The 18,910-nt window shown below is 66.5% G+C and carries 24 protein-coding genes and 1 pseudogene; 11 read left to right on the forward strand and 14 right to left on the reverse strand.

What is annotated here, in order from left to right; genetic code table 11:
* The first annotated feature begins 73 nt into the window (after positions 1-73).
* The 5 genes from DEJ13_RS15255 (at position 74) to DEJ13_RS15275 (ending at position 3,894) form a co-directional block, all read left to right on the forward strand.
* A complete protein-coding gene (locus DEJ13_RS15255) occupies positions 74-1,507 on the forward strand; it encodes a DUF2254 family protein (RefSeq protein ID WP_146245198.1) in 1,434 nt (477 codons plus the stop codon).
* A gap of 397 nt (positions 1,508-1,904) precedes the next feature.
* The gene (locus DEJ13_RS15260) at positions 1,905-2,063 is read left to right on the forward strand and encodes a hypothetical protein (protein WP_181436978.1); all 159 of its coding nucleotides are present in this window, start codon (positions 1,905-1,907) and stop codon (positions 2,061-2,063) included.
* 74 nt (positions 2,064-2,137) lie between these two features.
* On the forward strand, positions 2,138-2,515 hold the full coding sequence (locus DEJ13_RS15265) for a PASTA domain-containing protein (RefSeq protein WP_146245197.1): 378 nt from the start codon (positions 2,138-2,140) through the stop codon (positions 2,513-2,515).
* A 101-nt stretch (positions 2,516-2,616) separates the two neighbouring features.
* On the forward strand, positions 2,617-3,324 hold the full coding sequence (gene lepB, locus DEJ13_RS15270) for a signal peptidase I (RefSeq protein ID WP_181436976.1): 708 nt from the start codon (positions 2,617-2,619) through the stop codon (positions 3,322-3,324).
* 84 nt (positions 3,325-3,408) lie between these two features.
* On the forward strand, positions 3,409-3,894 hold the full coding sequence (locus tag DEJ13_RS15275; protein ID WP_111106433.1) for a GNAT family N-acetyltransferase: 486 nt from the start codon (positions 3,409-3,411) through the stop codon (positions 3,892-3,894).
* 34 nt (positions 3,895-3,928) lie between these two features.
* On the opposite strand, the gene DEJ13_RS15280 is transcribed toward DEJ13_RS15275, so the two are convergent.
* Positions 3,929-4,180 carry a hypothetical protein gene (locus DEJ13_RS15280; RefSeq protein WP_111106432.1) on the reverse strand — a complete coding sequence of 84 codons (252 nt, stop codon included), beginning with the start codon at positions 4,178-4,180 and terminating at the stop codon, positions 3,929-3,931.
* Between the two features lie 88 nt (positions 4,181-4,268).
* Complete coding sequence (locus tag DEJ13_RS15285; RefSeq protein ID WP_181436974.1) at positions 4,269-4,484, reverse strand: hypothetical protein; 216 nt, start codon at positions 4,482-4,484, stop codon at positions 4,269-4,271.
* A 337-nt stretch (positions 4,485-4,821) separates the two neighbouring features.
* Between DEJ13_RS15285 and DEJ13_RS15290 the strand changes: the two genes are divergently transcribed.
* A complete protein-coding gene (locus DEJ13_RS15290) occupies positions 4,822-5,994 on the forward strand; it encodes an LCP family protein (RefSeq protein ID WP_181436973.1) in 1,173 nt (390 codons plus the stop codon).
* Positions 5,995-6,033: 39 nt separating this feature from the next.
* On the opposite strand, the gene DEJ13_RS15295 is transcribed toward DEJ13_RS15290, so the two are convergent.
* From DEJ13_RS15295 to DEJ13_RS15325, 7 genes and pseudogenes are all read right to left on the reverse strand, one after another.
* Entirely contained in the window at positions 6,034-7,281 is a 1,248-nt protein-coding gene (locus tag DEJ13_RS15295; RefSeq protein WP_111106430.1) for an MFS transporter, read from the reverse strand.
* A gap of 97 nt (positions 7,282-7,378) precedes the next feature.
* Entirely contained in the window at positions 7,379-7,918 is a 540-nt protein-coding gene (locus DEJ13_RS15300) for a hypothetical protein (RefSeq protein WP_111106429.1), read from the reverse strand.
* 122 nt (positions 7,919-8,040) lie between these two features.
* Positions 8,041-8,832, reverse strand: coding sequence for a class I SAM-dependent methyltransferase (locus DEJ13_RS15305; protein ID WP_181436972.1), 792 nt, complete (start codon positions 8,830-8,832; stop codon positions 8,041-8,043).
* Between the two features lie 93 nt (positions 8,833-8,925).
* The gene (locus DEJ13_RS15310; RefSeq protein WP_111106427.1) at positions 8,926-9,480 is read right to left on the reverse strand and encodes a dTDP-4-dehydrorhamnose 3,5-epimerase family protein; all 555 of its coding nucleotides are present in this window, start codon (positions 9,478-9,480) and stop codon (positions 8,926-8,928) included.
* A gap of 108 nt (positions 9,481-9,588) precedes the next feature.
* Positions 9,589-9,807, reverse strand: coding sequence for a hypothetical protein (locus tag DEJ13_RS15315; protein ID WP_111106426.1), 219 nt, complete (start codon positions 9,805-9,807; stop codon positions 9,589-9,591).
* 109 nt (positions 9,808-9,916) lie between these two features.
* A pseudogene (locus DEJ13_RS15320) lies at positions 9,917-10,231 on the reverse strand (helix-turn-helix domain-containing protein); the annotation flags it as partial.
* Positions 10,232-10,407: 176 nt separating this feature from the next.
* Positions 10,408-10,797 carry a MerR family transcriptional regulator gene (locus DEJ13_RS15325; protein WP_111106424.1) on the reverse strand — a complete coding sequence of 130 codons (390 nt, stop codon included), beginning with the start codon at positions 10,795-10,797 and terminating at the stop codon, positions 10,408-10,410.
* A 234-nt stretch (positions 10,798-11,031) separates the two neighbouring features.
* Here DEJ13_RS15325 and DEJ13_RS15330 point away from each other — a divergent pair, with 234 nt between their 5' ends.
* Positions 11,032-12,237 carry an MFS transporter gene (locus DEJ13_RS15330; RefSeq protein ID WP_258374055.1) on the forward strand — a complete coding sequence of 402 codons (1,206 nt, stop codon included), beginning with the start codon at positions 11,032-11,034 and terminating at the stop codon, positions 12,235-12,237.
* A gap of 43 nt (positions 12,238-12,280) precedes the next feature.
* Here the strand turns inward: DEJ13_RS15330 and DEJ13_RS15335 are convergent, their stop codons facing one another.
* On the reverse strand, positions 12,281-12,661 hold the full coding sequence (locus tag DEJ13_RS15335; protein WP_111106527.1) for a MerR family transcriptional regulator: 381 nt from the start codon (positions 12,659-12,661) through the stop codon (positions 12,281-12,283).
* Positions 12,662-12,849: 188 nt separating this feature from the next.
* Between DEJ13_RS15335 and DEJ13_RS15340 the strand changes: the two genes are divergently transcribed.
* From DEJ13_RS15340 to DEJ13_RS15350, 3 genes are all read left to right on the forward strand, one after another.
* The gene (locus tag DEJ13_RS15340) at positions 12,850-14,370 is read left to right on the forward strand and encodes a SulP family inorganic anion transporter (protein ID WP_111106423.1); all 1,521 of its coding nucleotides are present in this window, start codon (positions 12,850-12,852) and stop codon (positions 14,368-14,370) included.
* A gap of 150 nt (positions 14,371-14,520) precedes the next feature.
* Positions 14,521-14,721, forward strand: a complete 201-nt coding sequence (locus DEJ13_RS15345) for a LacI family DNA-binding transcriptional regulator (RefSeq protein ID WP_236731478.1) — start codon at positions 14,521-14,523, stop codon at positions 14,719-14,721.
* 143 nt (positions 14,722-14,864) lie between these two features.
* Positions 14,865-15,266 carry an NUDIX domain-containing protein gene (locus tag DEJ13_RS15350; protein WP_111106422.1) on the forward strand — a complete coding sequence of 134 codons (402 nt, stop codon included), beginning with the start codon at positions 14,865-14,867 and terminating at the stop codon, positions 15,264-15,266.
* A 34-nt stretch (positions 15,267-15,300) separates the two neighbouring features.
* Here the strand turns inward: DEJ13_RS15350 and DEJ13_RS15355 are convergent, their stop codons facing one another.
* Positions 15,301-15,786 (reverse strand): GNAT family N-acetyltransferase, encoded by a 486-nt coding sequence (locus DEJ13_RS15355; RefSeq protein WP_111106421.1) that lies wholly within the window; start codon positions 15,784-15,786, stop codon positions 15,301-15,303.
* A 339-nt stretch (positions 15,787-16,125) separates the two neighbouring features.
* Positions 16,126-16,317 (reverse strand): hypothetical protein, encoded by a 192-nt coding sequence (locus DEJ13_RS15360; protein WP_111106420.1) that lies wholly within the window; start codon positions 16,315-16,317, stop codon positions 16,126-16,128.
* Between the two features lie 202 nt (positions 16,318-16,519).
* On the opposite strand from DEJ13_RS15360, the gene DEJ13_RS15365 reads away from it, so the two are divergent.
* Positions 16,520-17,704 carry an MFS transporter gene (locus tag DEJ13_RS15365; protein ID WP_071282861.1) on the forward strand — a complete coding sequence of 395 codons (1,185 nt, stop codon included), beginning with the start codon at positions 16,520-16,522 and terminating at the stop codon, positions 17,702-17,704.
* 34 nt (positions 17,705-17,738) lie between these two features.
* On the opposite strand, the gene lepB (DEJ13_RS15370) is transcribed toward DEJ13_RS15365, so the two are convergent.
* Together lepB (DEJ13_RS15370) and DEJ13_RS15375 are read right to left on the reverse strand one after the other, a co-directional pair.
* On the reverse strand, positions 17,739-18,446 hold the full coding sequence (gene lepB / locus DEJ13_RS15370; protein WP_111106418.1) for a signal peptidase I: 708 nt from the start codon (positions 18,444-18,446) through the stop codon (positions 17,739-17,741).
* Positions 18,447-18,671: 225 nt separating this feature from the next.
* On the reverse strand, positions 18,672-18,878 hold the full coding sequence (locus DEJ13_RS15375) for a tautomerase family protein (RefSeq protein ID WP_071275925.1): 207 nt from the start codon (positions 18,876-18,878) through the stop codon (positions 18,672-18,674).
* Between the last annotated feature and the right edge of the window lie 32 nt (positions 18,879-18,910).

The following is an 18,910-nucleotide window of genomic DNA, read 5'->3' on the forward strand; positions in this document are numbered from 1 at the left end:
GTGTGATCTGCGCGGACCTGTTACGACCCTCAGCGCCGGTGGCGTCGTGTGGGACCGGGCAGAGGAGGTCGCGATGCAACACGTGTTCATCGGCAAACTGTTCAAAGTCGGGCGGCTCCGGCGCGGCTTCTCGGAGTTCTTGGCGCTCCCACTCATCATCGCGGTGCTGTTCTGTTGCGCGGCCGCACTGCTTGCGTTCTGGGACAACCAAGGAGCGGCGCCAGGGGTCCGAAGGATCGTCGCGGCGATGATCCCGGCGTCTGGTGCGACCGCGTTCGTCGGCGTGGTCGCTGCGAGCCTGATGACCATCACGTCGATCACGTTCACGGTGCTGCTGATCGCGGTGCAGCAGACCTCGAGCTTCCTCGGCGCGGTGGTCTTCGATCAGTACCTCCGGCGCCGCGCGAACCAGGTGTACGTCGGCTACTTCGTCGGAGCGACGGCGTTCTCGTTCATCGTCCTCGCCTGCGCAGGTTCCGGCTCACCACCGGTCATCGGCGCGTTCGCCGTTTTGGTGCTGACCGCAGGGTGCTTGGTCGCGTTGTTGCTGCTCATCTACTCCACTGTCGACCAGATGCGGCCTGAGAGCGTCGTGCGTTCGATCCACGACCTCGCGCTCCGCGCCCACAAGAGTGAGATGCTGCTCTTGACGGGCACGCGGAAGACGCGCCGCACCGACCCCGGTTCAGCAGCACGCGTCGTCACGGCGAGGACCGGCGGTTACGTCGTGGACATCGATCCCCGCGCCCTTGCCTCGGTCGCGCGGTCGGCAGGCCCGGACGTGGAGGTGTTCCTGCCCTGCCTGCTCGGCACCTACGTCGCGCTCGGCGAGTCACTGGCCAGCCTCGTGGGGGTCGGCGCGGACGACGACCGGTTCGATGCCGACACACGGGCCGCTGTCACGCTGGACGACTCTCGGCGAGTGGAAGTCGACTCGGGGTACTCGATCGATCAGCTGCACAACATCGCGTGGACCGGAGCATGTGGGCAGAGCCCCCTCGTCGCAAGTGCCGCGATCCATCAGCTTCGCGACTTACTCGCCCAGTGGGCCACTGCGGAGGAACAAACCCTCGACACGTCCAAGAAGAAAGGCGAACCGCTCCCCGTCGTCTACACAGACGGAGCAATCAAGCAGGTACTCCACGGGCTCGGGACACTCGTCCTGGCATCGGTGCAGACACGGCAGGTCGACACAACCGCGCTCCTCGTGGCGTCGTTCACCCACGCGGTGCCGCGGCTCGGCTCGGACGAGCACCGAACCGCTCTGACAGATGCGTTGGACGCCGCGCTCCCCTCGATCGGTCAGCAAGCCAGCAGTCCCGCGCTCACGGCCGCAGTCGCAGACCTCATCGACGTCCTCGTCGCGGAGAGTCTGGATCACCGGGCCGCGCGACGACTGCAGGCCGAACTCTGTGCTGCCGCCCGAGCGCCCAAAGGTCATCCGACGCGGCGCAAGAACGTGCGAACGAACACTTCGGTGTCCGGCCGATCGAACCGCAGGGACTGACCGAAGGCTTTCGGCAACTCGACGCCAAAGCGAACGTCCAAGCCGTCTCGATAGCCGATCGGCTACCGGGCACGTCTGGCAGCGATACCGTGCAGGAGTGTCGAGTTCTGGCGTCATCAAGCCACGGTCGCGCGTGAGTGCTGCGCTTGGCATGGCTGCGCTGCTGGCCTGGCTTGCTCCAGCGTCAGTGATCGCTCTCCGCCTGGCATGGACAGACCCTCCTTCTCGCGTGCCCGTGCATTGGACGGGAGCAGGCCCTGACCAATGGGCTTCGGCGGACGCTGCGTTCTGGTCCTGCATCGTGCCGGGCATCGTCGGAGCACTCGTCTGCAGTCTGCTGGTCGTCCCGTTGTCTTCGGACGCGTCGCGATGGGGCACTGCGATCACTTTCGGGGCGGTGAGTGCGGGAACGGGCATCATCGCGTTCTTCTGGGTCGCGATGATGCTCGCTGCCGAAGGAGCGGGGACGCCGTTCCTGGTCATCCTTGCCCCGCTCGGGCTGGGAGTGCTTGTGTTCGGCCTCTCCCTGTTCGTCCAGACGAGGACCGCCCGGTAGGCGATCGTTGAGTGGACACGTCCCCGCCCGGCCGCAACTTCCGGATGAGCTCTCTTCGGCATAGCGTGAACCTCGTGAAGCGTGCCGCAGATCGCGTCGTCGTTCCCAATGTGGTCGGGATGCCTTTCCACGTGGGGCGAGACCTTGCGTACGATGCGGGTGTCACGCTGGCGAACCCGGACCCGGATGGACCGCCGATCGGCGCTCTCGCTTGGCCGGGGCTCATCTACATCACTTCGCAGCGTCCAACCGCAGGGACCGAGCTGTACCGATGGGACTCAGTCGTCATCGAGGTCGCAGCCTATGGCGAAGCGGATTCGACCACGCGCGCTCCGTTCCCGGACAAGCCGCGTGTTGACAGCGCGCAAGCACATCCGAGGAACGATTCCTACGTCGACGCGGCAGGGGCTGAAGACCGAGCGTCCAGTGCCACGAACCCGCTGGGGACATGAGGGCCAACGGGCTCCTCTAGACCGTCCGGACGCCGAAATGCATCTGTTTCTCTCAGCCCACGGGACCGCTGACGCGTGTCGCCCGGGCTTACGCTGCAGTCGTGGGGGAACGAACAGCGGGGCGCGTCCAGCGGAAGTCGAGTGGTTGGCGTTTCGCTCGCGACCTCCTCATCATCGTGCTTGTAGCGCTCCTGGTGTCGTTCCTCGTGAAGACGTTCCTGGTCCGTTCGTTCTACATCCCGTCAGGTTCGATGCAGAACACATTGCAGATCAACGACCGTGTGATCGTCAACGAGCGCGCGGCACTGCACCGTGGCGACGTCGTCGTCTTCCGGGATCCCGGCGGGTGGCTCGAAGCCGGACAGTCCATCGAGGGCCAGACAACTCAGTCCCGGACCGCGCTGTCGAAGGCCCTCAGCGCGGTTGGTCTCGGTGCCGACGGCGATGACCACCTCATCAAGCGCATCATCGGCTTGCCTGGCGACCATGTCCAGTGCTGCAACGCGCTCGGTCAGATGGAGGTCAACGGCGTCCCCATCTCGGAGCCGTACCTGCGGAAGCAAGCAGGCCAGGCGGCGTCCGGAACCCCTTTCAACGTGACGGTGCCGACAGGGAAGCTGTGGGTGATGGGCGACAACCGATACGAATCTGGAGACTCGCGCTATCACCAAGACTTGCCATCGAAGGGGTTCGTGCCAGAAGGCGATGTCGTTGGTCGCGCCGTCGTCATCACCTGGCCTGTGAAGCGGTGGGCATGGCTCGATGACTACCCCTCCACCTTCGCCGGCACCGACCCCAAGAAGCACTGACAGAGCGCTCTCCGGATGACCGGTAGTGGATCCTCTATCGGGTTGGCTGGCCTACCGGGCAGCGTGGTCTGAGAGCATCAGGGCATGACACTTGTCGGTAGCCGGACTGTGCTTCAGGTGATCTCACCGGCGATGGCGCGCCGCATCGTCGTGCGGGACGAGCGTCCCGGTGACGACTGGCACCCCGAGTACCCGTTCGCCGACGAACTGGACCCACTCCGGGCCCTCGCTGCCGAGACCGCAGCGGATCCGGAGTTCACCATGTACCTCGTCCGGCGGCGGTCGGATGGCCTCGCCATCGGTGGTTTCGGATTCTTCGGTCCGCCGGACGACAAGGGAACGGTCGAGTTCGGGTACGGCCTGGTTCCCCCAGCCCGAGGCGCGGGACTCGCGAGCGAAGCCGTGCAGCTCGGACTTCAGCACGCCGCGACGCGCGGAGCGCTGATTGCGCTCGCGGACACGGAACTAGGGAACATCCCCTCGCAACGTGTCCTCGAGAAGAACGGTCTCATCGAGATCAAGCGCGACCAGTCGCACGTGTACTACCGACGCCCTCTCGTTGCCCGGTAGCCGATCGTCTACCGGACGCGGCATAGACGTGGAATCAGTGTGCAGCGGTGTCGGCTTCGGCTGTTGGTGCTCGCCTAAGCTCCTGCTTGCGGGCGTAGTAGGCGGCGCTGAGTTGGACGATGGCGAGAACTGACCACGTGATCGCCATGAACGTGTGGAATCCGGACGGGTCGACGATGGCCAGAACGATCCAAATCACAGCCAGAGCGGCCCAGGTCCACGCAAGCCACGGGAGGGGCTTCCCAACGATTCGTTCGAGGATGCTGCGCCGCTTCGTCTCGGTCATGTACGTGACCCTATGGGATGGGTTCTAGCTGTCAGACGGTGTCCGGTAGCCGATCCGCTGCCGGACTCAGACCAGTTCCGAACTCCGTTCACCCGAGCAGTAGTCCGAAGCCGAGCAGGAAGGCGAACGGCGACAGGACGAAGAGGAACACGATGAGGGCGATGGTGGCAACCGTCACCACGGCGGCGCTCGTGGTGACGAAGGACAGGAGGCTGATGAGGCCGACTGCTCGCCTCACGTCGCCGCCGGCCGCGACGGTCGTGGTCGCCTCCTCGAGGAGGTCGCGCATCGGGTCATCGCTCACATTGCCAGGGTACGGAGAACATGACGAACGGTCGACGCCGTGCGGGGGAGAGTGTGTCCACAGGCGTGGTAGGTGCTGGCGACGTGGGCCGTGGTCGTGTCCCGGTAGTCGATGGTTTAGCGAGACGATTTACCCCTTCTCGTCTGCTGCGGTCCGACACCGACTGGACGGCACCGTCGGTCGTGACCGCTGCTCGTGTTGCTATCGTTCGCGGCGAGGGGGGATCGAAATGCGTCATCGAACCGACAAGGGTGCGAGCGTTCGACACGGGCGACTCGCTCGCCGGTCGAGTTGGCTCGGAGCTGCGAAGCTGCTCGGCATCACTGCCATCGTCGCTGTGACGAGCGCCACGAGCATCGCGGCAATCGCCGTCGGGAGTCTCGGCTCTTCGGTGCAGACGGTCCGAATCGGTGCCGCCGGCAAGCCCAGTAGAACCGGTGCCGACGCCCTCCGCGGTGCCGTCGACTTCGTCGTTGTCGGCAGCGACACCCGCCAGGGCCAGACAGAGGCCACTGAGGGTGATCCGGGGACCTTGAACAACGACGTCACCATGCTGGTCCACATCTCCGCCGACCATCAGCAGATGACTGCCGTCAGCATCCCGCGTGACACCGTCATGGAGCTGCCGGCGTGCGTCGACACGGACTCTGGCCAGACCCGACCTGCGGAGCGGGCGATGTTCAACGAAGCCCTCGCCCGAGGCGGCAACCAAGGCGGTCTGCGCTGCGTCGTGGCAGCCGTGCAGTCCCTGACCGGTGTCGAGGCGCAGTTCGCCGGCATTCTCAAGTTCGACGGTGTGGCAGCCATGTCGACCGCGGTCGGCGGCGTCGACGTCTGCGTCGCAACACCGATCCACGACCCGTACGTGGGCCTCGACCTCGAACCCGGCATCCATCCCATCGAGGGGCAGACCGCTTCAGCGTTCCTGCGCAGCCGCCACGGCGTCGGAGACGGCGGCGACCTCGGACGCATCAGCAACCAGCAGGTGTTCCTCTCCGCACTGGCCCGGAAGGTGCTCGCACCCGGCGGGGCGCTGTCCAACCCGGTGACGCTCTACAAGCTCGCCCAGGCCGCGCTCTCGAACATGATCCTCAGCGACAACCTCACCAGCCCCGACACGATGGTCTCCCTGGCCCTGACCCTCAAAGGCATGGACCTGTCGAAGGTGCTGTTCGTCCAGTACCCCACCCTGCCCAACCCGGCGGACATCAACCGCCTCATCGTCGACGAGCAACCCGCTCAGGCACTCAACGTCGCGTTGCAGACTGACGCAAAGACGAACCTGAACGACTCAGCCCTCGGCGGAGGTGCCACGAAGCAGTCCTCGGACAGCACAGCACCCTCGAAATCCACCTCTGCACCGTCATCGACCGCTCCGGCCACACACGAATCGCCGTCGGACGGGCCCGCGACCGCTGCACCGAGCACGGCCGCCACGTCCACTGCCCTCCCCTCGACGATCACAGGCCAGACAGCAGCAGAATCTACCTGCTCGAAGGGCTCTGGCTAGGAACGCGAGCAGCGAGAACTTGTCTCGATAGCCGATCCTCTATCGAACGGCGTTCGTCCTGAGTGGTGAGCACATCGCCACGACGACTGCGCCAGCGAACACGACGGTCACCGCGAGCAGCGCGATGCCATCCCCAGCGACGGTCATCAGAGCGCCGCCACCCACTGCTCCCGCAGCCGCAAGGGTCCTGTTTGCGCTGCGCATCGTGCCGTTCATCCGGCCGAGGAGTGTGTCGGGTGTGACGGTCTGGCGGAGGCTCATCTCGTTCGCGTTCTCGCAGCCTGCAGCAGCGCCGTGCACGGCGAAGGCGGCGAACAAGATCACGACGGTGGCTGCCGGGGCTGCAGCACCGATGCCGACGGTGGCGAGCGTGATGGCCGCCCACGCGATCGGGTACGCGGCTCGAGCGGCGATGATCGTCCGGCCGGAACCGAAACGGTTGCCGAGGCGCGGCGCCGCAGTGGCGCCGAGGAGCATCGCGACGCCACTGACGGCGAGGATGGCCCCGTACACGGCCGCTGGGAGCGCGAGGGTGCGGAGCGCGAGTGTCGCGAACACCGTCAATCCGGCGGCATTGGCGAGGAACCAGAGATGTGTCGACAGCGCCAGCGGTGCGAGCGTCGCATGACCGTACGTCCACCGCAGACCATCGGCGATGTCGCTCCGCAGCCGCGCACCCGCCACGCGTGCTGCCGTCTGCTCGACAACACGGACCCGGGCGATGAGGACAGCGTCGACGAAGTAGCTCACCGCATCGAGCGCTATTGCCACCGGAGCGGTCACGATGCTGACCAGCACACCTCCGAGAGCCGGGCCCACCGTCTGCGCTGCCGCGTCACTCTGATCGATCCGCGCATTCGCCGCCAGCAGGAGGGATCGCGGCACAATCCTCGGCAGGAGCGACTGCGTGGCTGCGAAGCCCACGACGGACAAGATGCCGAACACGAACAACGCCGCCGCCGTCACCCAGAGGTTGAGGAGTCCCGTCAGCCAGAGGACGGGGATCGCGCCGAGGCACACGCCACGGCCGACACTCGCCCAGATCAGCAGTGGCTTCCGCCGGAACCGATCGACGTACGCGCCGACGAGCAGACCGAACAACGCGTACGGCAGGAACTGGGCAGCGTTCACCAACCCCACCTCGAACGGGCTAGCGTGCAGCACCGTCACCACGAGAACGGGTACGGCCACCGCGCTCACCGCTGATCCGAACGACGAGACGGTCGCAGCAGACCAGTACCGGCGGAACCCGGGCACTCGACCCAGCGTGGTCACGTCCTCGCCCATGCGCCAACGCTGGCAGACCGCAACGCCGCGAGCAAGACAGTTCGCACTGCGCGTCCCTGTCTCGGTAGCGGATCGTCGACCGGGACGGGTTGCAGGGCTAGCTGCCGAAGCTGACGTCCTCCGGGCACGGCGGCTGGTCGTCTCCCGCCATGAACCCTTCCAAGCTGCTTCGGACCGGCGCTCTGCCGCCCGCACGAGGCACCAGATGCGAACGGTCAAGGTCCTTCCCGGAGTCGAGGAAGACCCACCGGGTTAAGCGCAGCGGCCAACCCCAGTCATCACGGCGAACGATGCGTCCCGCCTGCTGCACGATCCACTGAGAGACACGATCGGCCGTGCGCTCGGCACCGTGCTCTCCGGCAGGTTCGAGCACATCGAGGTTCCCGTCGATTGGCCCGACGTCGTCGTAGTGCTTCTCGTCTCCCCAGCGGCACTCGGCGACGAAGCCGCCGCCGTCGTGCGTGAATGTGACCCACAGCCATCGGAGATCAGTCGTCAGGTGAGGGAGTTCAACGCCTACGAACGGCACGGCGATCTCGAGCGCGACGGACTGCTCCGCGCTCAGGCCGAGCCGCTGCCAACCCGTTGCGTGCTGACGGAGTTGCCGCACAAAGAGCGCATCCTGCGCATCTGCCATTCTGACCCGTGGGAACCAATCCAAGTCAGACACAGCAGAAGGTTGGCATCTGCGACCGACCGCCGGCAACCCAACCTCGTCTCGGCAACCGATCGGCTTGTGGTGCAACGGGCGTTGTCGGGTCAGCGTCGTGCGGTGAGGATGTCGAACTCGTTCTCGTCGACGAGCAGACCGTCGGCGTCGACGAACGGTTCGAGTCGCTCGGCGATCTGGTCGTCGAACGCACTCGCGCGGTTGCCGAGCACCGTCAGGGACGCGAACGACGTCGAGTGCAGGTACCCGATGACGCTCTCCACCGTGCGGATCCGCCGCACCGGGACCGACTCGCGCTCCACTCCCCGGTAGCCCGCTTCGACGAGGTCGTCGGCGTAGTCGTGGGTCGGCGCCCGGTACGTGCCGGCACCTGCTCGGCGTTCCTCTCCGAGGAACTCGCGCAGGACGTCGAGGGTCGCGGTCTTCCACGGAGCGTTCGCCGCCCATACGCTGCGGTCCCCGAAGACCGCGAGCACGCCGCCCGGGGCGAGGACGTCCCCTGCCCGTGCCAGGAACCGTGCCCGGTCGAACCAGTGGAACGCCCGGCACACGGTCACGAGCTGCGCCTGCCACCCTGGGGGCACGGTGAAGTCCTCGGCCGTGCCGGGCACGAGCGTCACCCGACGCTGCTCGATCTGCGCGGAGAGCGACCGCGACGCGACAGCGAGGAGGTCCGGATCCGGGTCCACGCCGATCACGTCGTCGAAGTACGCATCCAGTGCGGTGATGACGAACCCGGTGCCGGTTCCCACGTCCAGCAGCCGCCGCACGCCGTCGGGGCCCGCCGGGGGCGCCGCGTCCGAGAGACGCTGCGCCACGATCGGGGGAACGTCGGACCGGTACGCCCCGTAGAACTCGGCAGTCGACGCAAACACGCTCACCAAACCACGCTAACCCGCCGTCAACCGCGACTCCATGATGGGTCCCACAGCGGCCACTTGAGGATCGGCTTCCGGGACGGTGCGCGCCTCCGGTCAGCTCCGGGGCAGCTCCGAGAGCATCGGGTGGTTGCGGTCACGCTCTGAAAGCAGCGCTTCGTTGAGTGGGATCGGCCAGTGGACGGCCGCCATCGGGTCAGCCAAGTTCACGAACGACGCGGAGTCATACGCCTCTGATGACCAGTGCTGGTCGACGCTGTAGAGGTAGTGAAGGTCTGTGAGGCACTGATAGGAGTTGGCAACGCCGGCCGGAACGAACACCGCGGTCTCGTCATCGAGCTCGACGCTGACCGACGTACCGAAGGTCGGTCCCTCGCGCAGGTCGAGGTACGCAGCGAATGCGCGACCGTCGACCAGAGACGCGTACTTGTTCCAGGGCTCCGCGTGGAAGCCACGGGTGGATCGTTCCCTGTTGAAGGCGACGCTTGTCTGCACCACCGTGAAGTCCCGGGGTAAGCCGGCCTCGATCAGCTTCGCCCGGTGGAACTTCTCCTGAAACCAGCCTCGGTCGTCCTCGACCTTGCTGACGGTGAATACGAGAAGACCCGGGATCGTCGTCGTCTTACCGTGCGCATGCGTCGTCGCAGTCATGCCGTCAGGCTAGCTCTCATCACCACACCGTCCGCTATAGGCCCTTGCGCCTGTTCGTCTCCCAGTAGTCGAACACCACTTCATCCTCGGGTTCCAGCTCACGTCGAACTAGCTGGAGGAGGCGACTGCCTTGGCGCTCGTGTGAGCCGAGGCAGCCTCGGTCGGCCAGCCGGCGTCGACCGAGTAGTTGGCGTTGAAGTCGGCCGCCCACGCCAGTCCTTCGTCAACGAGCCGCGTCGAAAGCGACGGGCGGCCCTGATTACAGGGCCCGTCCTCGCTCCAGAACGGCCAGTCGACGCCGTACTCGTTCATCAGGCCGTAGCGCACGTCGAGAGCATTGCACGCTTACGACGACCGCGTCCGAAAACCGATCGTCATCCGGACAAGACGCCGGCTGCACGACACGCTGTGAGCAGCTTCGCTCGGTGTCGTCCTTCTAGCTTCGCTTCGTGTCGCCTGATTGAAGCAGCCGGATGCGGCGATACAGGGTGGCTCGGGACATGCCCAGGTCGCGGGCGACTTGGGACGCTGGCTGGCCCGCATCGAGGAGCTGGATAGCGGCGCGGACCTGACTGTCCGTGAACACTGCGCGTCGGCCACCGAGGTCCTTCCCGGCGGTTCGGCGTTTGGAGACGGAGTCGCGGACCCGTTCTCGTTTGATCTCGAGTTCCATCTGCGCGAGGGCCGCCATGACGGAGAACACCATGGACCCCATCGGCGTTGCTGTGTCGACGTCGCCGCCACCGAGGTTCGACGTCGTACGGGGGCAAATGTGTCGGAGGGCTTGGTGGGCGTTCGCGGTGCCGGCGTGTGGTCCATCCCCACGCCGCCGTCCACTCCGGAGCCTGACCATAGCGCCCGAACTCGGCGGGGCAGTAAGCCCTAAAACCGTCTCGATAGCCGGTGGCTTACCGGACGGCCTCGTGCCTACCGATGACGGAGGATGCTGAGAAACTCGTCGGCCATGCCGAGGTGCTGTTCGAGCTTGGCGCGGCGTTCTTCGGTGTCGCGGATGTATTCGTCGAGCTGCCCGCGCAGTTGTACGTGATCTGCGTCGTCGTTCGCCGCTTCGAGGGCGTCGACGACGGCGAGGAGTTCGGCCATCTGTTCGAGGGTGAAGCCGAGTGGCTTCATGCGGCGGATGATGAGCAGTCGGGCGAGGTCGGTGTCGGTGTAGAGCCGGAAGCCGCCCTCGGTCCGACCGGACGGGTGCAGCAGCCCGACCTCGTCGTAGTGACGGATCGTGCGGTTCGACAATCCAGTGCGGTCGGCGAGCTCGCCGATGTGCATCGTCGTCGGTGCCGCTTGTTCCGTCATCCGCCGCTCCTTCATGGTCCTGCTGGGCTGTGGCGAGCGTAGCGCCGCCACGTCCGCGGCTCCTGCACCTGAACCCTCAAACCTTTCCGTAGCGGTAGGGTTCGGGAGTCCCTGAGTGAAAGCGAGCGTGGCATCACGTCTTCCCCGAACACGTCCGAGATCACCCTTCCCACCACGGACGCCGCCCCACCAGCGGACCTGACACCGACGCCTACCGGCACGAGTTCGACGCGAATGCGTGGCTGGCTGCCGTGGGTCGCCGTGATCGCTGCCGGCGGTGTCCTCTCGGTGATGAGCGCGCCAGGGCAGACGGCCGGCCTGTCGGTCTTCACGGACCCGCTGATTCGTGAACTGGGGATCTCCCGCACCGAGGTGTCGACGAGCTACCTCATCGGCACCCTCCTGGGCGCGTGCGTGCTGCCACTGACGGGTCGGGCGTTGGACCGGTGGGGCGTCCGGCGGATGACGATCTTCATCGGGGTCGCGTTTGCCGTGTTCCTCGCCGCGTTGAGCTTCGTCGCGGGGATCGTCGGCCTGACGGCTGGGTTCGTCGGTGTGCGCATGGCCGGGCAGGGCGCGCTCTCGCTCGCCGCGACGACGCTCGTCGCCCGCAGCATCGCCGACCGACGGGGCCTCGCGCTCGGGATCGCGTCAGGGGTCGGCTCCGGGGGGATCTCCCTGGTGCCGGTGTTCGTCGAGACCCTGATCGCGGGCACTGACATCCACGTCGCGTGGCGGGTGGAGGCGGTCGTCGTCGCCGCGGTCGTGATCCCGATCGGATTGCTCCTTCCGCGACGAACCGCCACTGCCCAGGGCAGGAAGGCCGCGGAAGCTGCCGGTGGCGGGCCGGTGTGGACGCTCCGGGAAGCGGCCGCCACGGGCATGTTCTGGACCATCGCTGCCGGGCTCGCGGTGTCCGGGATGCTCAGCACCGCGCTGGCCTTCCACCAGGTCGCCGTCCTCGGCGAGCAGGGCCTCACCCCGGGGGAAGCGGCCGCGAACTTCCTCCCGCAGACCGTCACCGGCATCGCCGCGACCCTGCTCACGGGCGCGCTGTCGGACCGCATCCCGCCGAAGTTCGGCGTCACCATCGCGATGACGACCCTCACCGGCGCGCTCCTGCTGCTCCCGATCGTGCACACCGGGTGGACCGCTGTCCTCTACGGGCTCGTCCTCGGCGCCGCCGGCGGAGCCCTGCGTGGCATCGAAGCCGCCGCGTACGTCCGGTACTACGGAACGGCGAACATCGGCGTGATCCGCGGCGTCGCGACCGGCACGAACCTCGCCTCGACCGCGTTCGGGCCGCTGCTGCTCGCGCTCGGCCACGACGTCGCCGGCGACTACACCACCCCGGTGCTGGTCGCCGCGATCCTGCCGGCAGTCGTCGCCGTCGTCTCCGTCTTCGCCCGCGCCCCACGTCACCCGGCACTGCACAGCTGATCGGCCAGCGGCACGCGAGTACCAGCGGCCGCCCGCGCCCGGGTCAGTGCGCGCGGAGTTCGTCGAGGAACTCGTCGACCATGTGCAGCTGCTCCTGGAGGCGCCCTCGTCGTGTCTCAGCGTCCCGGATGAACGCAGCGACCCGCGAACGGACCGCGGTCAGGTCCACGTCGGGCTGCGCTTCGTCGAGCATCTTCATCGCGTCTACCAGGATCCCGGCCTCCCCGAGAGAGAACCCGAGCGGTTTCATCCGCCGCACCATCAGGAGTCGGGCGACGTCGTCCTCGGAGTACAGGCGGAACCCGCCTTCGGTGCGGCCGGACGGGTGCAGCACCTCGGCGGCGTCGTAGTCGCGGATCGTCTTCACACTCAACCCGGTGCGCTCGGCGACCTCGCCGATGTGCATCAGGTACTCGTTCGACATCGTCACGTCGTCACCCTCCACTTGCGCAACAACCCTTCCGTTGCGTTAGAGTCGAACCATACCAACCTTCCCGCAACGGAAGGGTTGGATCCGGCTGGACGCTCTGACGCCGCCGGCCGAGCGCGATGACGCGCCCTACGACAGCTCTCGCGGGCGCAGCGCCCGCACCCCCTCACTGAAGGAGAACCGTGACGACCGTCACGCAGTCGGTGCCCGTCCAGGCGCACCACAGTCCCACCGTCCTGTCCGCACTGCGGAACCCGAAGATCCTGCTCCGCGAGGTCCTCGCCGGCCTCGTCGTCGCCCTCGCCCTGATCCCCGAAGCGATCTCGTTCTCGATCATCGCCGGCGTCGACCCGCGCGTCGGCCTGTTCTCGGCATTCGTGATGGCCGTCGTCATCTCGTTCGTCGGCGGACGTGCCGCGATGATCACCGGCGCGACCGGCGCAATCGCACTCGTCGTCGCCCCCGTGGTCAAGGAGCACGGCCTCGACTACCTCATCGCCACCGTCCTGCTCGGCGGGGTCTTCCAACTCGTCCTCGGCGGACTGGGAGCGGCGAAGCTGATGCGGTTCGTGCCACGGTCGGTGATGGTCGGGTTCGTCAACGCGCTCGCGATCCTGATCTTCACCGCGCAGCTGCCGAACATCATCGGCGTCTCCTGGCTCGTCTGGCCGATCGCCGCCGTCGGCATCGCGATCATCGTCCTGCTACCCCGGCTCACCAAGGCGATCCCCGCACCGCTGGTCGCGATCGTCGTCCTGACCCTGGTGACCGTGTTCGCGTCGATCGCGATCCCGACCGTCGGCGACGAGGGCAAGCTGCCCGACAGCCTCCCGACGCTCTTCATCCCGAACGTCCCGCTGAACCTCGAAACCCTCACGATCATCGCCCCCTACGCCCTCGCGATGGCGCTCGTCGGACTGCTCGAGTCGCTGATGACGGCGAAGCTCGTCGACGAGGTCACCGACACCGGCTCCCGGAAGACTCGTGAAGCGCTCGGGCAGGGCGTCGCGAACATCGCCTCCGGCCTCTTCGGAGGGATGGGCGGCTGCGCGATGATCGGCCAGACGATGATCAACGTCAAAGCCTCCGGCGCTCGCACCCGGATCTCCACGTTCCTGTCCGGGGTGTTCCTGCTGGTCCTCGTCGTCGGGCTCGGTGACATCGTCGCGATCATCCCGATGGCCGCCCTCGTCGCCGTCATGGTGATGGTCTCCGTCGGCACCTTCGACTGGCACAGCATCAAGCCCTCCACCCTCAAGCGGATGCCCGTCGGCGAGACCATCGTCATGGTCCTCACCGTCGGAATCGTCGTCGCCACCGACAACCTCGCCATCGGCGTCATCATCGGCGTGATCGCAGCGATGATCGTCTTCGCCCGCCGCGTCTCCCACTTCACCAGCGTCTCGCGCAGCATCGAGACGCTCAGCACCGGCGAGCAGCACGCGCTCTACACCGTCGAGGGGGAACTGTTCTTCGCCTCCTCGAACGACCTCACCACCCAGTTCGACTACGTCGATGACCCCGAGCTCGTGATCATCGACATGACCAAGTCGCACGTGTGGGACGCCTCCACCGTCGCCGCGCTCGACTCGATCGAGACGAAGTACCACCAGCACGGCAAGCGGGTCGAGATCCGTGGCATGAACGACGCCAGCCAGGCCTTCCACGGCCGCCTCGCCGGCAACCTCGGCTCCGGTCACTGAAACCCTCCCACCTCCGCCCGGCCCCAACCCGGGGCACCGAGTGAACGGGCGGAGCACAAGGGCCGGCGTCCCCCTTTCCGCCGGCCCGGCGGGCACCGTCATGTCGTCCAGGACGGTGCCCGCACCTCACCACCCATGAGGAGCCAGCACGTGACCAAACCCACCATCCACGACGTCGCCGCCGCCGCACGCGTCTCCCACCAGACCGTCTCCCGCGTCCTCAACGGCGCCACCAACGTCCGCCCTGCAACCAGGTCCCGCGTCGAACACGCCATCCACGCACTCGAATACACCCGCGACGACCAAGCAGCAGCACTCGCACGCCGACCAAGGCGACACAGCACCGACTGACACCAATCGCGTCGCACGCAAACGGCCCCGGACAGCAGCTCGCTGTCCGGGGCCATTTCGGTGTCCGACAGCCGATCGTCACTCGAGGCACCTTGATGCCGGGCCGTGGCACTCGGCCAGGTGTTTCGTGGTGAGCTAGCCGGATGCGCATCAGGTCAGCGGCCGTTGTCGTCCGAGACGAGAGCCTGCTCGTCATCGATCGGTTGAAGAACGGTCGTCACTACTGTGTGCTCCCTGGTGGCGGGGTCGAGGAAGGCGAGAGCCTCCGCGAAGCGTGTCAGCGCGAGTTGCGCGAGGAGACGGGCCTTGATGCGAGCATCGGCGACCTCCTCGACGTACCAGTGGATAGCGCCGTTCCCGCGGCTTACTTCGTGGCACAAGTGCGTCCTGGTCCATTCCTACTCGGCGGCCTAGAGGTCGACCGTGCCTCGGAACTGAACCAGTACGAGCCGAGGTGGGTGAAAGTGGGCTTGCTCGCGCACATCCCGTTGGTGCCGGAAGCGGCGAGGGAAGCGGTCAAGCTGGTCCTCGAAGCGCACCGCTGAGGGATCGGCTACCGGACGTCCGCTGACCGACCGGCTATCGGACGCCCGCAGCAAAGGTCTTGCTGTACCAACGGTCGGAGTACGGCTCGTCATTGAAGGGCGCGACGCGCTCGTAGCCGTTCCGCTCGTACATTGCGCACGCCTCCGCGAGGGCCGCGCGGGTGTCGAGCCGGACCGTACTCATTAATCGCTGTCGGCAGACGTGCTCGGCCGCGTGCAGCAGTTGCGAGCCGATTCCCCGGCCTCGATGTGACGGCACCGTGAAAACCTTGGTGAGTTCAGCCACGCTGTCGAGGAAGCGGACGCCGACGCAGCCAACGGGCCGCCCGCCTTCTACGGCGACGAGCAGCGCGCCGGTGGACCCTTGTAGATCGCCGTAGGGCTCGTCTTGGAGTGCCTGGCTCAGCTCGTCGTCTGTCGCCGGGCGCTGGTACCACCGTGCCGCGACGTCGGCCATGTACTCCCGAACGATGTCAGCCGCTATGGCGGTGGTCGGAGCGACGGTCTCGATCGTGATCACGACATGACGCTATCCACCCCGAACGGCGACGGGCGGCCGATCCTCTATCGGCTCCCTCGCCGGGAAGCCACAGCCCGGACGATTGCGATCGTCATCAGCACGAAACCGGCGGCACCCAGAAGGGCAAACCAAATCCGGAGGTGCTCGCCGGAGGCAAGCCCGATCAGGGATGACACCAATACGAGGAAACCTACGATCGCTGGAGCCCAGAGCTGCCAGCTACTGAGTCCAGGTCGTCGCGGGGGCGATGGAGTCATAACGGCAGTCTGGCCCCTCGTCAGCTGTCTGGTTCGTTTCCGAAACTGCTCGCAGTGAAGGATCCCCTACCGTGTAGGCGCATCAGCTGCGATGACGTTCCGATATCTGTAGGAGGAGGCCCACGAGGCTGACCGCGGCCAAAACGAACGCGATCACGGCACCAACGGCGAAGGAGTTCACGACCAGGAAGATGCCGATGACTAGGAACGCAACGGCGAAGAACGCCGTGGCTCCCGGCGACTGCCGAGCGATCACTCTGGTGAGTTTCATCATTCCCTTAGACCGTGTCGACAAGCGCTGTACCGCGCGGCCTCCCTGCCACACACGCTAGCTAAGCACGATGTGCCGTAAGCGGATGGTTGAACGGGCGTCGACAAGTGGGCCACCTGGTGCCTACGATGGCGATGGGCGGCGGGGTGCCGGCTCGATAGGGAGTGTGTCTCCCGGGTGGGTGGGCTCCTTTCTTGGAGCCGTCGTGAATGGTTCGTACCGCATCGTCGTTACCGACCGGGCGTTCGTCACCGGACTGATCGCGGTCATGCTCTCCGCGATCGCACTCGGGATGGTGCCTCTGGTTCTGATCCTCGCTTCTCCAGCGGGGTCACTCGCGACCGCCGCAGTCGCCGCGGGAGCGTTCGGGATCGGTAACGCGCTCGGTGTTCCAGCCCAAGGTGCACTCCTCGCGCGGTTCCCCGTTCGGGCGGTACTCGGTGCCAGCGGATGCGCCTGCTGCGCGCTCCTTGTGGGTGCGGCAGCCATGACAGGCGCGGCGGCATCGCAGGCGGTAGTGCTCTTCTGTGCCGGTGCTGCGTTCCCAGCCATCACGGCTGCCTTCCGCGCCTGGGTTCCTCAACGGTTCACCACCCAAACCGTGAGGACGAGCGCTTACGCGCTGCTCTCGGTTGCGTTCCAGGCCGGATTAGCGGCCGGTCCGGTCCTCGCCGCGATGGCCATGGCATCGGCGCTTCGTCCGTACAGCGTGTCGGTGGTCGCAGTGCTCGCGGCAGGTGCAACCCTTTCGTTCACCGCTTCGCGCGGCACGATCGCGGGCGCCACGCCGAAGCGGCCTGCAAGCACGGCGACCCGGGCCGGAGTCCCAAAGGTGCTTCGTCTCGTGGTCATCGGAGCCCTGGTGAGCGTGGGGACAGGGGCACTGACCGCTGTCGTTCCGGCTGCGGCTGTTGCATCGGGAGCTCGCAGCAGCGCCGGCTTGATCTTGGCGTGCCTGGCAGTCGGGGAAGCGGTTGGAGCGCTGGTATTCGGTGCGATGCGCCTGCCGGGGTCAGAACGACGGCATCTCGTCGTCGCGTTGTCTCTGATCTTGGTCGGCTACCTGTCACTCTCGATGCTCCTCGGCGCGCTCCCGGCGATAGCGGGTGGAGTGTTCGTCATCGGGGCGCTCTCGAGCCCGGTCACGATCGTCCTGTCATCGATGCTCGATGACCTGCTTCCGCCAGCGCTCATCGCCGGCGCGTACGGCGCTGTGGTCGCTGCCGCGGTTGCGGGCGCGGCCATGGGCACGGGAACAGCGGGGCTGCTGCTCGGAAGCCCGCTCGGTATCACTGGTGCGGTTGGCGCAGCCGCTGTAGGTGTCTGCCTCGCGATCACACTCAGCATCCGGCGGATTTCACCACCAGATGAACCTGGCTCCGCCCGGTAGCTGATCCACTACCGGGCATTGGGAGAGCGCTCTGTCAGTGCTTTTTGGGGTCGGTGCCGGCGAAGACAGAGGGGTAGTCGTCGAGCCAAGCCCACCGCTTCACAGGCCAGGTGATGACGACTGCGCGACCGACGACATCGTCTTCTGGCACGAACCCCTTCGATGGCAAGCCCTGGTGATAGCGCGAGTCTCCAGACTCGTATCGGTTGTCGCCCATCACCCACAGCTTCCCTGTCGGTACCGTCACGTCGAACGGGGTTCCGGACGCGGCCTGGCCTGCTTGCTTCCGCACGTACGGCTCCGAGATTGGGACACCGTTGACCTCCATTTGACCGAGCGCGTTGCAGCACTGCACGTGATCGCCAGGCAGGCCGATGATGCGCTTGATGAGGTGATCGTCGCCGTCGGCGCCGAGACCAACCGTGCTGAGGGCCTTCGACAGTGCACTCCGCGACTGAGTCGTTTGGCCCTCGATGGACTGTCCGGCTTCGAGCCACCCGCCAGGATCGCGGAAGACGACGACGTCGCCACGGTGCAGTGCCGCGCGCTCGTTGACGATCACACGGTCGTTGATCTGCAATGTGTTCTGCATCGAACCTGACGGGATGTAGAACGAACGGACCAGGAACGTCTTCACGAGGAACGACACCAGGAGCGCTGCAAGCACGATGATGAGGAGGTCGCGAGCGAAACGCCAACCACTCGACTTCAGTTGGACGTGTCCCGCTGTTCGTTCCCCCACGACTGCAGCCTAGGTCAGGTCGACGATGCATCACCGGTCCCGTGGGCTGACAAAGCCCGATGCGGACCGGCGCCCGGTTGCGGATGGGCTACCGAACGCCCCCTCGGTCGCTCGTGGTCGCCCCGATAGGGGATCGGCTACCGGACATTGTCACGCCGTCTTCTCAAACTGGTGACGAAGGGACCCGGTCTTCCGGGTCCCTTCGTCTGCGTGTGGTCAGCGGACTCAGACGCGGCCGAGCATCGCCTCGTTGAGGATGGTGCCGCCGAGCATCCAACCGCCGTCGGCGACCTCGTCGAGGATGACGAGGGTGGTGGGGCGTGCTCGCTCCCCGTAGGCGTCGACGATGGCGTCAGTGACGGCGTCCTGCAGCTTCTTCTTCGACTCGGCGGTCAGGGTGTCAGCGGGGACCTTGATGTTGGCAAAGGGCATGGTGTTCCTCTCGGTGGGGTTTCCCGGGCGGT

The organism is Curtobacterium sp. MCLR17_007, from assembly GCF_003234655.2.
Lineage (GTDB): Bacteria > Actinomycetota > Actinomycetes > Actinomycetales > Microbacteriaceae > Curtobacterium.